The 12,113-nt window shown below is 66.4% G+C and carries 9 protein-coding genes; 7 read left to right on the top strand and 2 right to left on the bottom strand.

Annotated features, from left to right (window positions below):
- Positions 1-62: 62 nt before the first annotated feature.
- Entirely contained in the window at positions 63-1,955 is a 1,893-nt protein-coding gene (locus ACFIMZ_RS21855) for a DUF3857 domain-containing transglutaminase family protein (protein ID WP_431824400.1), read from the bottom strand.
- 809 nt (positions 1,956-2,764) lie between these two features.
- Between ACFIMZ_RS21855 and ACFIMZ_RS21850 the strand changes: the two genes are divergently transcribed.
- The 7 genes from ACFIMZ_RS21850 (at position 2,765) to arcC (ending at position 10,241) form a co-directional block, all read left to right on the top strand.
- Positions 2,765-2,968, top strand: a complete 204-nt coding sequence (locus tag ACFIMZ_RS21850; RefSeq protein ID WP_431824399.1) for a hypothetical protein — start codon at positions 2,765-2,767, stop codon at positions 2,966-2,968.
- Positions 2,969-3,062: 94 nt separating this feature from the next.
- Positions 3,063-4,568, top strand: a complete 1,506-nt coding sequence (glnA, locus tag ACFIMZ_RS21845; RefSeq protein ID WP_431824398.1) for a type I glutamate--ammonia ligase — start codon at positions 3,063-3,065, stop codon at positions 4,566-4,568.
- A 372-nt stretch (positions 4,569-4,940) separates the two neighbouring features.
- On the top strand, positions 4,941-5,273 hold the full coding sequence (locus tag ACFIMZ_RS21840; RefSeq protein ID WP_431824397.1) for an RNA recognition motif domain-containing protein: 333 nt from the start codon (positions 4,941-4,943) through the stop codon (positions 5,271-5,273).
- Between the two features lie 167 nt (positions 5,274-5,440).
- Positions 5,441-6,901 (top strand): arginine-ornithine antiporter, encoded by a 1,461-nt coding sequence (gene arcD, locus ACFIMZ_RS21835; RefSeq protein WP_431824396.1) that lies wholly within the window; start codon positions 5,441-5,443, stop codon positions 6,899-6,901.
- A gap of 17 nt (positions 6,902-6,918) precedes the next feature.
- Positions 6,919-8,175, top strand: a complete 1,257-nt coding sequence (gene arcA / locus ACFIMZ_RS21830; protein WP_431824395.1) for an arginine deiminase — start codon at positions 6,919-6,921, stop codon at positions 8,173-8,175.
- 58 nt (positions 8,176-8,233) lie between these two features.
- Positions 8,234-9,244, top strand: coding sequence for an ornithine carbamoyltransferase (locus ACFIMZ_RS21825; protein WP_431824394.1), 1,011 nt, complete (start codon positions 8,234-8,236; stop codon positions 9,242-9,244).
- Between the two features lie 58 nt (positions 9,245-9,302).
- Complete coding sequence (gene arcC, locus ACFIMZ_RS21820) at positions 9,303-10,241, top strand: carbamate kinase (protein WP_431824393.1); 939 nt, start codon at positions 9,303-9,305, stop codon at positions 10,239-10,241.
- A gap of 57 nt (positions 10,242-10,298) precedes the next feature.
- On the opposite strand, the gene sctC is transcribed toward arcC, so the two are convergent.
- Positions 10,299-12,110, bottom strand: coding sequence for a type III secretion system outer membrane ring subunit SctC (gene sctC, locus ACFIMZ_RS21815; RefSeq protein WP_431824392.1), 1,812 nt, complete (start codon positions 12,108-12,110; stop codon positions 10,299-10,301).
- Between the last annotated feature and the right edge of the window lie 3 nt (positions 12,111-12,113).

Here is a 12,113-nt window from a genome sequence, read left to right as displayed (position 1 = left end):
TCGATGCTATCCCTGACGCACCGCCTCCGTGCCCGTTTACACCATTCTCTTTCAACAGCCCGCTAAACCGGCGACGCAACCGACACCGTCTGCCGCAACGCGTTCGTGCAACGCTGCGCGTCGTCGAGGAAGCGGCCGAACGCGTCGCTCGTCAGGTCGTCGTGGGTCAGCCAGCGCACCTTCTGCACGAGGCGCTGGCGATACGCGATGCCCTGCGCCGCCGGCTCGGGCGTCACGTCGAGATCGAACCACGGCGAACGCACGGTGCAGGCGGCGAGCGGCTGCTCCGCGCGCACGCCGTCGAGCCGCACCTCGGCCCGGCTTTCCTCCTGGTCGCCCAGGTACAGGTCGCCGACGTCGCCGTTGCGCCGGTAGTTGACCAGCCGCTCCCACTTGTCGCGCCATCCGGCGCCGCCGTTGTACACGTAGCCGCTCGACGTCCGGTCGAGCGCGCGCCGGTCCACGCCGTGCGCGCTGATCCGGTAGCGGCCGAACCCCGCGGCGCTCGTGTCCGGCCGGTCGATCCGGCATTCGACCGGCTCCTTGAACCATGTGTTGCACAGATGCTGATCGACGGCCGTCGCGCCCTGCGCATAGTCGCCGTCCATCAGCGCCCACAGCAGGTTCCCGTCCTTGTCGACGCGCAGGTCGACGCGCGCGCTGCCGTCGTCGCGCACGCTCGCATGGTACGTGCCGTCGAAGATCACCCGCGGCGCCTGCGCCGCGATGCGGTCCTCCTCGACCGCGCCGTTCCGCTCGACGACCAGCGCCCATCGTTCCTGCAGGTCCGGCGGGATAATGCCCGGCAGGTAGACATTGTTGGTCGGATCGAGCCACCAGGTTTCGCCGTCGACGACTGCGCGCACGATCGCGTGATTCGGCGCGGCGAGCCCGGGCACCAGCAGCGGGCCCGCGTCGACGCCGCGGAACACGAACGCGGGCCGCGCGTCGATGCCGCTCGCGTTGAGCATGGCCGCCAGCAGCACCGCGAGATCCTTGCAGTCGCCGTAGCCGTTCGCCTCGATCTGCGCGAGATCGAACGGAATGAGGCCGCGCTCGCTCATGCGCCAGTCGCCCATGTACCGATAGTGGGCGCTGATGTGCTTCATCAGCGCGGCGACGCGCTCGGGCTCGGGCCTGCCGCGCGCCGCCGCGACGGCGCCCGCCGCACCGGCGGGCAGCGGCGCGGCGAGAATCGCGTTGTAGCGCGCCGCGAACGGGCCGAAGTGCGCCTGCCGGTCGAGACTGCTGGTCAGCTCGATGCGCGGCACCCGGCGCGCCATCGTGCCGTCCTCGTTGATCAGGTTGAAATAGCGCGGCGCCTTCAGCGTGACGACGATACGGTGGCCCTGCCCGGACGTTTCGACGTCGAATCCGTCGAGCTGCTCGCCGCGCCACGCGATCGGCCGGTCGGCGGAAAACGCGGCCCGGTACGCATCGAGCCGGACGGGCATCGGCCCGAACAGCGCGCGCTCGTGGAATTCCGTCGCATTCGGCATCGCGGCGACGTGCTCGACGAGCGTGTACGTGATGGTGCTGCCGACCCGCAAGCCGGGAAACGCGACCGACGTCTGGCGCTTGCGGTGAAAACCGGCCTCGGGGTTCGGCGCGGTGCGCGTGTCGATCTGCTTCGACGACAGGGGGACGCGCCGGCCGTCCGGCTGGATCACCGCGGCATCGCGAATCTCGAGGCGATCGTTGTCCAGGAAGTCGAAATCGAGCCGGGACAGCTGCGCGCGCCCGGCCGGACGCAGGATCGTCAGCCTTTCGTGCGTCGTGCAGTCCTTGCTCGCGTCGCGGTTGAGCCGGCAGGTCATGTCGGTGCGCCGCGCCACCGGCGCTTCGTCGCTCGGCTGCAGCGCGGCGTTCGTTCCGGCGGACGCGATGCACAGCAGCGCGGTGACGCCCGCCCTGACGCCGCTACGCACATGTTTCGATCGGGTTCGGAAGGTCATCGGTTGGACTCCTCAAATTGGTCGTGACTGGTTGAAATGCTGCTTTCCTTTCGAACGGGTCTGCTGATTTCACATGGGCTTGGCGCTTCCGATTGCATGAATGCCGTCGCCGCTCGCGTCGAGGCGGCGAACGAATCGATTCAGGAATGGCTTGTCAGGCGCGCAAAGGCGCGCCCGGGCGGACCGTCCGAGGTCTTCGGCGCATCGGACGGATGCGCGTCGAGACGGACGCTGACGACATGGCTAAAGAGGGGCGCGCCGCATGACGAGGTCTGCGGGCTTCGTGGCGAGTGTCGCTGTACCGATGGCGATTGCATCCGGGCCGCTGCGCGGGCGGGCGCAGGCAGATGCAATCACGTTGAATCGCGGCCGCCTGCCTTCAACGAAGCGGGCAAGCGGCGCATTGATTCCGTAGAACTGCTATGGGTATTCGCTTGATCGAACAGGATGGAATTTTAAAACGCGACGATCGTATCAAAATGTACTTTCCAGGTCAAACGCGACCATTCGCATTCCGTCCGATCGCCGATCATAAATATGCATAACAAATTAAGTTTCCCGACCTAAAAATCAGCGATATGCCGGCGTTTTCGGCAAGATCCTGTCCGGCATCGCGCCCGGGATTCCCGAGCGTCGCGATCGGCCTCTGCGACGAGATGCCGCTGACGCCGCGCTGCGTCGCAAAAACCCGACGCGATTCGCCCGTTCCCATTGCCTACAATCAATGTGCAACCCCACCGGCCCCGCGTGACGCACGGAGGATGCGGCAATCCCGGCCGATCGAAGTGCCCCTTTTTCAGGAGATCGCCATGAATACGGCAGCCAGCAGCAATGTCCGTGCCTTCGTGCAGACCGCGGAGCATGCGGGTGCGTTCGTCTGGGTCATCGCGCTCGTCGATTTCGACGCGCAGCACGTGAAGCGCGCGCTCGTGTCGGACGAAACGTTCGGCACGGCCGCCGCCGCGAGGGACGCCGGCGAAGCCCGCCTGGCCGGGATGAGGGAAGACCGGTAACCGGGCGCTGCGTGTGTGTGGACCCGCGCGGTTTTTCGCGCGCGGGCAAGCCAGGTCAGGAATACAGGCAAAGGGCCGGAAGAGGAGAACGTCCATGCCCGATACGCAAGCCAATCCCGGTGCGCCTTCGTCGGTATCCGTCGATGCGGGCAGCTATCGCGTCGCCCGCCCCGAAAGCGTGAGCGATGTGATCGATCTGGTGCACAAGCACGAGATCCAGATCGTCGACCTGAAATTCACCGATCTGCCGGGACTCTGGCAGCACTTCTCGATTACGCTCCCCGAAGTTCACGAAGGCCTGTTCGAAGCCGGCATCGGTTTCGACGGCTCGTCGATTCGCGGCTTCCAGGAGATCCACGAGTCGGACATGCTGCTGAGGCCGGACCCCGCCACCGCGTTCGTCGATCCGGTGTGCGGCACGCCGACGCTGTCGCTGATCTGCGACGTCTTCGATCCCGTGCTGCGGCAGCCTTACTCGCGCGATCCGCGCCATGTCGCGAAGAAGGCCGAGGCGTATCTGGCGCAGACCGGCATCGCGACGACGTGCTATTTCGGGCCCGAGCTCGAATTCTTCATTTTCGACTCGATCCGCTTCGGGCAGGATCAGCACAGCGGCTACTACTACGTCGAATCGGCCGAAGGCGACTGGACCACCGGCCGCGACGAAGGCGCGTACGGCGGCGGCAATCTCGGCTACAAGGCGCGCTACAAGGAAGGGTATTTTCCGGTGCCGCCGCAGGACACGCTGCAGGAGATCCGTTCCGAGATCGCGCTGACGCTGCAGCAGGCCGGCGTGCAGGTCGAGGTGCACCACCACGAAGTGGCGACCGCCGGACAGAACGAGATCGACCTGCGCTTCGCGGCGCTCACGCGGATGGCCGACAACGTGATGATCTACAAGTACATCTGCAAGAACGTCGCGCGCCGGCACGGCAAGGTCGCCACCTTCATGCCGAAGCCGCTGTTCGCCGACAACGCGAGCGGCATGCACTGCCACCAGAGCCTGTGGGACGACGAGCGCAACCTGTTTTACGACGCGGCGGGCTGGGCGCTCACGTCGGACCTGTGCCGCTGGTACATCGGCGGCCTGCTGCAGCACGCGCCCGCGCTGATGGCGTTCTGCGCGCCCACGACGAATTCGTACAAGCGGCTGGTGCCGGGCTACGAAGCGCCGGTGAACCTCGCGATGTCGCAGCGCAACCGGTCGGCCGCCGCGCGCATCCCGATGTACTCGGATTCGCCGAGTGCGCGGCGCGTCGAGTTCCGCTGCCCCGACCCGTCCGCCAACGCGTACCTCGCGTTCGCGGCGATGCTGATGGCCGGACTCGACGGCATCGAGAACCGGATCGATCCCGGCGATCCGCTCGACCGGAACATCTACGACCTGTCGCCGGAAGAAGCGCGCAACATCCGGCAAGTGCCGGATTCGCTCGATGCCGCGCTGCGGGCGCTCGAAGCCGACCACGCGTTCCTGCGCAAGGGCGACGTGTTCAGCGACGACGTGATCCGGACCTGGATCGATTACAAGCGCAAGCACGAGATCGATCCGGTCAGGCTGCGTCCGCATCCTTGGGAGTTCTATCTGTATTTCGATATCTGACACGACGAAGCCGCGCGGGCGATGCGGTCGTCGGAACCCGGCCCGGCCACCTCGCCCGCGGCGTTGCGTCGCATTGCCCGTTGCGTCGCCCGCCCCCTCGCGCTACCCCCGCCCGACGCCGTTTACCCCCGTCCGCGATCTTTGATCCAAGACATAAAGTGCCACTTAAATTGTTTCAACTTAGTAAGCCATCAGGAACAATTGAATCAACGAAAGTAAATTCAAACACGAAGTTTGATGAATTCCGTGTGTGGATTTGATCGGCTCGCTTCACACGCGGGAATCGGGAAAACGGCTCGATTCCTGAGCGTGTGCAAATTCGATCGTCACAAGCGATCGAGAGCGAAATTGAACAAAAAGGCAGGAAGGGCCATGAGAATCTTTGTCGAAAATCTCCAGCCTGAAGTGACAAAAGAAGAGCTTCAGGATTTTCTACTCAAGTACACCGGCAAGCAGTTCACGGACATTCAATTCATCGGCCGATCCGGCCTGCGACCCGGGGCGCTGATCGACATCGAAGGCGCGAACTGGAGCGCACTCGCGGAAATCCGTCGCCGCCTGCACGGCATGTACTGGAAGCGGCGCCGGCTGGGCGTCTGGCTCTTTTCGTTCTGGGACAGCAGCGATGCCGCCGAGGCGCGGCGTCAACGCGAAGCCCGGACGCAACCCGCAGGGAGCGCACCGATGACGACGCTCCGCCGATAGCGCCCGAACCGGGCACGCATCTTCGACTTTCCAACAACGCGCGTTCCGCCGGACCGCGCATGCAAGCGGCACAACGCCACACCACGCCGCGCCCCGCCATCCCGGCGGCAGCGCGATGGCCGCGCGCACGCCGCGATCCTGCACGGACGCGAACGAGAGGAAGCATCATGGCTGAAATAACTCAAAACGAAGACGTCGCGGCGAAAGCCGCCACGCACAAGCTCCGGCTCGGCGCGCTGACCGCGCTCGTGGTCGGGTCGATGATCGGCGGCGGCATCTTCTCGCTGCCGCAAAACATGGCCGCCAACGCGGAGGCCGGCGCGATCCTGATCGGCTGGGCGATCACCGCGATCGGCATGCTCACGCTCGCGTTCGTGTTCCAGACGCTCGCGAACCGCAAGCCCCAGCTCGACGGCGGCGTCTACGCGTACGCGCAGGCCGGCTTCGGCGATTACATGGGCTTTTCGTCGGCGTGGGGCTACTGGCTCAGCGCGTGGATCGGCAACGTCGGCTACTTCGTGCTGCTGTTCTCGACGCTCGGCTACTTCTTCCCGGTGTTCGGCGAAGGCAACACCCCCGCCGCGATCGCGGGCGCATCGGTGCTGCTGTGGGCCGTGCACTTCCTCGTGCTGCGCGGGATCAAGGAAGCGGCGTTCATCAACCTGGTCACGACCGTCGCGAAGATCGTCCCGCTCGCGCTGTTCATCCTGATCTGCCTGTTCGCGTTCAAGCTCGACGTGTTCCGCACCGACATCTGGGGCCGCGCGCATCCGTCGCTCGGCTCGGTGATGAACCAGGTGCGCAGCATGATGCTCGTCACCGTCTGGGTGTTCATCGGCATCGAAGGCGCGAGCATCTTCTCGGCGCGCGCGGAAAAGCGCAGCGACGTCGGCCGCGCGACCGTGATCGGCTTCGTCGGCGTGCTGCTCGTGCTGGTGCTCGTCAACGTGCTGTCGCTCGGCGTCATGACGCAGCCGGAGCTCGCGAAGCTGCAGAACCCGTCGATGGCGGCCGTGCTCGAGCATGTCGTCGGCCACTGGGGCGCGATCCTCATCAGCGTCGGCCTCGTCGTGTCGCTCGCCGGCGCGCTGCTGTCGTGGGTGCTGCTCTGCGCGGAAATCCTGTTCTCGGCCGCGAAGGACCACACGATGCCCGCGTTCCTGCGCAAGGAGAACGCGAACCACGTGCCGGCGAACGCGCTCTGGCTCACCAACGCGATGGTCCAGGTGTTCCTGCTGATCACGCTGTTCTCGCAAGGCACCTATCTGTCGCTGATCTATCTCGCGACGTCGATGATCCTGATCCCGTACTTCTGGTCGGCCGCTTACGCGCTGCTGCTCGTCGTGCGCGGCGAAACCTATGAAAGCGATCCGCGCCAGCGCCGCAAGGACGGCTTCGTCGCCGCGCTCGCCGTGCTCTACGCGGTGTGGCTGCTGTACGCGGGCGGCGTCAAGTACCTGCTGCTGTCCGCACTCCTCTACGCGCCGGGCGCGCTGTTCTTCGCGAAGGCGAAGCGCGAGCTCGGCAAGCCGGTCTTCACCACCGTCGAAAAGCTGATCTTCGCGGTGGTGGCCGCCGCCGCGCTCGCCGCGGCCTACGCGCTCCATAGCGGGCTCCTCACCCTTTGATCGAAAAGGTAACCAATATGAACAACGCCATTCCTCAAGTCGGTGTCCATTCCGAAGCCGGCAAACTGCGCAAGGTGCTCGTGTGCTCGCCCGGGGTCGCGCATCAGCGCCTCACGCCGAGCAACTGCGACGACCTGCTGTTCGACGACGTGATGTGGGTGAACCAGGCGAAGCGCGATCACTTCGACTTCGTGTCGAAGATGCGCGAGCGCGGCGTCGAAGTGCTGGAGATGCACAACCTGCTGACCGAGACCGTCAAGAACCCGGCCGCGCTGAAGTGGATCCTCGATCGCAAGCTCACGCCGGACAGCGTCGGCATGGGCCTCGTCGGCGAGGTGCGCGCATGGCTCGAAAGCCTCGAGCCGCGCACGCTCGCCGAGTTCCTGATCGGCGGCGTCGCGGCGAGCGACATCCCGGGCGCCGAGGGCTCGAAGGTGCTCACGCTGTTCCGCGACTATCTCGGCAAGTCGTCGTTCGTGCTGCCGCCGCTGCCGAACATGATGTTCACGCGCGACACGTCGTGCTGGATCTACGGCGGCGTCACGCTGAACCCGATGCACTGGCCCGCGCGCCGGCAGGAAACGCTGCTCGTCACCGCGATCTACAAGTTCCATCCGGCATTTGCCGACGCGCAGTTCGACATCTGGTACGGCGATCCCGACCGGGATCACGGGATGGCGACGCTCGAAGGCGGCGACGTGATGCCGATCGGCCGCGGCGTCGTGCTCGTCGGGATGGGCGAGCGCACGTCGCACCAGGCCATCGGCCAGCTCGCGCAGTCGCTGTTCGCGAAGGGCGCGGCCGAGCGCGTGATCGTGGCCGGCATGCCGAACTCGCGCGCGGCGATGCACCTCGACACCGTGTTCAGCTTCTGCGACCGCGACCTCGTGACGATTTTCCCGGAAGTGGTGAATCGGATCGTTCCGTTCACGCTGCGCCCCGGCGACGACGCGCATGGCGGCATCGACATCGTGCGCGAGGACCAGCCGTTCGTCGACGTCGTCGCGCAGGCGCTCGGGCTCAATGCGCTGCGCGTCGTCGAAACCGGCGGCAACGATTTCGCGGCCGAGCGCGAGCAATGGGACGACGGCAACAACATGGTGTGCGTCGAGCCGGGCGTCGTCATCGGCTACGACCGCAACACGTACACGAACACGCTGCTGCGCAAGGCGGGCATCGAAGTGATCACGATCAGCTCGAGCGAGCTCGGGCGCGGCCGCGGCGGCGGCCACTGCATGACCTGCCCGGTCCTGCGCGATCCGATCGACTACTGACACCAGCAGCGCGGCGCCACGACGCCGCGCCCACCCCGACAAACCCTGGAGAAACCAGATGAGCTTCAACCTGCACAATCGCAATCTGCTGAGCCTGATTCACCATAACACCCGCGAACTGCGCTACCTGCTCGATCTCGCGCGCGACCTGAAGCGCGCGAAGTACAGCGGCACCGAGCAGCCGCATCTCGTGCGCAAGAACATCGCGCTCATTTTCGAAAAGACGTCCACCCGCACGCGCTGCGCGTTCGAGGTCGCCGCATACGACCAGGGCGCGAACGTCACGTACATCGACCCGACGTCGTCGCAGATCGGCCACAAGGAAAGCATGAAGGACACCGCGCGCGTGCTCGGCCGGATGTACGACGCGATCGAATACCGCGGCTTCAGCCAGGAGATCGTCGAGGAGCTCGCGCAACATGCGGGCGTGCCCGTGTTCAACGGCCTCACCGACGAATACCACCCGACGCAGATGCTCGCCGACGTGCTGACGATGCGCGAAAACAGCGACAAGCCGCTGCACGACATCAGCTACGCGTATCTCGGCGACGCGCGCAACAACATGGGCAATTCGCTGCTCCTGATCGGCGCGAAGCTCGGGATGGACGTGCGGATCGGCGCGCCGAAGTCGCTCTGGCCGTCCGCCGAGCTCGTCGCGCAGTGCGAGGCGTTCGCGGCCGAAAGCGGCGCGCGGATCACGCTGACCGAAGACCCGCTCGAAGCGGTCAAGGGCGTCGACTTCATCCACACGGACGTGTGGGTGTCGATGGGCGAGCCGGTCGAGGCGTGGGACGAGCGGATCAAGGCGCTGTTGCCGTACCAGGTGAACCGCAAGCTGATCGAATCGACCGGCAATCCGCGCACGCGCTTCATGCACTGCCTGCCCGCGTTCCACAACTGCGAGACGAAGGTCGGCAAGCAGATCGCCGAGCGCTATCCGCATCTGAAGGACGGCATCGAAGTCACCGACGAGGTGTTCGAATCCCCGCGCTGCATCGCGTTCGAGCAGGCGGAAAACCGCATGCACACGATCAAGGCAGTCCTCGTGTCGACGCTCGGCGACATCTGACGCGTCCACGCGCGCGGCGTGCCATGGCGCGCCGTGCGCACCTTCAAGGAGAAACACGATGCGTATCGTCATCGCATTGGGCGGCAATGCGCTCCTGCAGCGCAATCAGCCGATGACCGAGACCCAGCAGCGCGAGAACGTGAAGGTCGCGGTCGCGCAGATCGCGCAGATCGCGCCCGGCAACGAGCTCGTGATCGCGCACGGCAACGGGCCGCAGGTCGGCCTGCTCGCGCTGCAGGGCGCGGCCTACACCGCAGTCGCCCCCTACCCGCTCGACGTGCTCGGCGCGCAGACGGAAGGGATGATCGGCTACCTGATCGAACAGGAAATGGGCAATCTGCTGCCGTCCGACGTACCGTTCGCGACGCTGCTCACGCAGGTCGAGGTCGATCCGGCCGATCCGGCGTTCGATCATCCGACCAAGCCGATCGGCCCCGTCTACGTGCGCGAAGAGGCCGAACGGCTCGCGCACGAGAAAGGCTGGAGCATCGCGCCGGACGGCGACAAGTTCCGCCGCGTGGTGCCGAGCCCGCGGCCGCGGCGCATCTTCGAGATCCGGCCGATCAAGTGGCTGCTCGAGAAAGGCTCGATCGTGATCTGCGCGGGCGGCGGCGGCATTCCGACGCGCTACGACGCGAACGGCAAGCTCGCGGGCGTCGAGGCGGTGATCGACAAGGATCTGTGCTCGGCGCTGCTCGGGCGCGAACTGCACGCGGATTTGCTCGTGATTGCAACCGACGTCGACGGCGCGTACATCGACTGGGGCAAGCCGACGCAGTCGCTGATCGAGGCCGCGCATCCGGACGAGCTCGAGCGGCTGGGCTTCGCGGCCGGCTCGATGGGGCCGAAGGTCCAGGCGGCGATCGAGTTTGCGCGCGAGACCGGGCAGGACGCCGTGATCGGCTCGCTCGCGGACATCGTCGCGATCGCCGAAGGCCGCGCCGGCACGCGCGTCAGCACGAAGGTCGACGGAATCCGTTATCGCAAGCCGCAATGACGGAAACTTGATGAACACCCGGCCGGCGGTCGCATACGCCGGCCGATCGACATCCGCTCAAGGCTCGATCACCCTGGGCGTCACGAGAAAGAGCCGCTCGCTGTGGCTGTCCTGCTTGTCGGTCGAGCGGAACAGCGCGCCGACCAGCGGCAGCTTCGACAGCACCGGCACCCCCGACTGCATGTTCGAGCGCGCATCCACCTTGTAGCCTGCGATCAGCAGCGCCTGCCCCTGCTCGATGAACGCCTGCGTGTTGATTTCGGTCGACACGATCACCGGAATGTTGTCGACCGTCTGCTGCGACAGCTCGCCGTCGACGATCCGCACGTCGAGCTTGATCTGCGTGCGCCCGCCCTCCTCGACGACCATCGGCAGCACGCGCAGCGACACGCCCGTGGAGATGCTGTACAGGTCGGCCGACGTATAGCCCGCGACGCGCACGAAAAACTGCCTCTTGTGGTCCATCACCGCCTCGACGTTGTCGAGCGTCGTGACTTTCGGGCTCGCGTCGGTGCGCGCCTGGTTCGACGATTCGAGCGCGTTGATCCGCGTGAGCAGATAGCGGCCCGCGTCGCCGAGCACGGCCGTCAGCGACAGGCCGAGCGGGCTTGCCGGCACGCTGACCGAGTCGTTGCCGGACAGCGAGATCGAGCCGAAGGTCGGATTCAGCGCGCCGTTCGCATACGAATTCTGCGACGTGAGCCCCGTGCCCGTCTGCAGGTCGAAATGGCTGTTGTGCGCGCGCCAGTCGACGCCGAGCTGCTTGAGCGCGCCTTCGTCGATCTGGATGATGCGCGCCTCGATCTCGATCAGGCGCGGCTTCACGTCGAGCAGCGCGATCAGGTCCGGATACTGCGCCATGTGCTCGGGCGCGTCGCGCACGAGAATCGAGTTCGTGCGCGGATCGGCCTGGATCACCGGCAGGTCGGTCGCGTCGCCCGCGCCCACGGGCACGCCGCTCGCGCCGCCCGGCGCATCGAGCACGCCGCCGCCGGGGGAACGCGCCGCGCCCGAATTCGCGATCGCCGCGGCGAGCATGCCGCTCGGACGCGGATCGCCCCCTTGGCCGCCGCCCTGCATGCCCGCGCCTTCGCCCGACTGCGCGCCCTGCATGTACGGCGGCAGCGGCGGCAACGGCGGCATGCCGCTGCGCCCGCCGCCGAGGTCCATCATCGGCGCGGCGCGGCTGATCGGCTTGCCGACCGTCGTCTGCGACGTGTGCTTGCCGTCGCCCGGGTGATACATCCGGTTCAGCAGCGATGCGACGCCCGGCATCGTCACGGTCGTGCCGTCGACGTTCACGTCGCGATCGGCGGCCCACGCGTGCTTCAGCGAGAACACGCGGATCTGCGTGCCGCCCGTGCGCGCGGAATTCTCGTCGAGCCGCGCGGCGACGCTCGTCACGAGCTCGACGTAGCGCGGCGGCCCCGCGACGAGCGCGGTGCGCTGCTGCGCGTTGTAGGTGACCGGATAGCGCGGGTCGGCGATCTTCATCTGCTCGAGCAGGTCGCGCAGGTCGCCCGTGTTCGCGTGGTCGAGCTTGACGAGGGTGCTCTTCATGTCGCTCGCGGGCGTGACGTACAGCACGGTGCCGTCGTAGTACCAGACGAAGCCGAACGATGCGGAGAGCGTGTCGAGGAAGCGCTGCGGCGACATCTTCATCTTGCCGCTGACGGCGCCGCCCACGCCGGGCGCGACGTTCGCCGCGATGTTCTGGCTCGCGGCGAGATCGCGCAGCACGTCCTTCACGTCCTTGCCTTCCGCCGCGTACTGGATTTCGGTGCTGCGCCAGCGGATCGGCGCAGCGTCGACGGAAAGGCTCGCGAGCGAGCACAGCAGGGACAGCAAAACGGGAATCTTGGCCTTCATGGG

This window comes from Burkholderia sp. F1, assembly GCF_050813845.1.
Lineage (GTDB): Bacteria > Pseudomonadota > Gammaproteobacteria > Burkholderiales > Burkholderiaceae > Burkholderia > Burkholderia ubonensis.
Note: the sequence above shows the minus strand (reverse complement) of the source record. Positions and strands in the feature narration are given on the sequence as shown.

Excerpts from the sequence above, each read along its gene's own strand:
- glnA (WP_431824398.1), top strand. The coding sequence starts at position 3,063 with ATGCCCGATACGCAAGCCAATCCCGGTGCGCCTTCGTCGGTATCCGTC.
- ACFIMZ_RS21825 (WP_431824394.1), top strand. The coding sequence starts at position 8,234 with ATGAGCTTCAACCTGCACAATCGCAATCTGCTGAGCCTGATTCACCAT.
- arcD (WP_431824396.1), top strand. The coding sequence starts at position 5,441 with ATGGCTGAAATAACTCAAAACGAAGACGTCGCGGCGAAAGCCGCCACG.
- sctC (WP_431824392.1), bottom strand. The coding sequence starts at position 12,110 with ATGAAGGCCAAGATTCCCGTTTTGCTGTCCCTGCTGTGCTCGCTCGCG.
- ACFIMZ_RS21855 (WP_431824400.1), bottom strand. The coding sequence starts at position 1,955 with ATGACCTTCCGAACCCGATCGAAACATGTGCGTAGCGGCGTCAGGGCG.
- ACFIMZ_RS21840 (WP_431824397.1), top strand. The coding sequence starts at position 4,941 with ATGAGAATCTTTGTCGAAAATCTCCAGCCTGAAGTGACAAAAGAAGAG.
- arcA (WP_431824395.1), top strand. The coding sequence starts at position 6,919 with ATGAACAACGCCATTCCTCAAGTCGGTGTCCATTCCGAAGCCGGCAAA.
- arcC (WP_431824393.1), top strand. The coding sequence starts at position 9,303 with ATGCGTATCGTCATCGCATTGGGCGGCAATGCGCTCCTGCAGCGCAAT.
- ACFIMZ_RS21850 (WP_431824399.1), top strand. The coding sequence starts at position 2,765 with ATGAATACGGCAGCCAGCAGCAATGTCCGTGCCTTCGTGCAGACCGCG.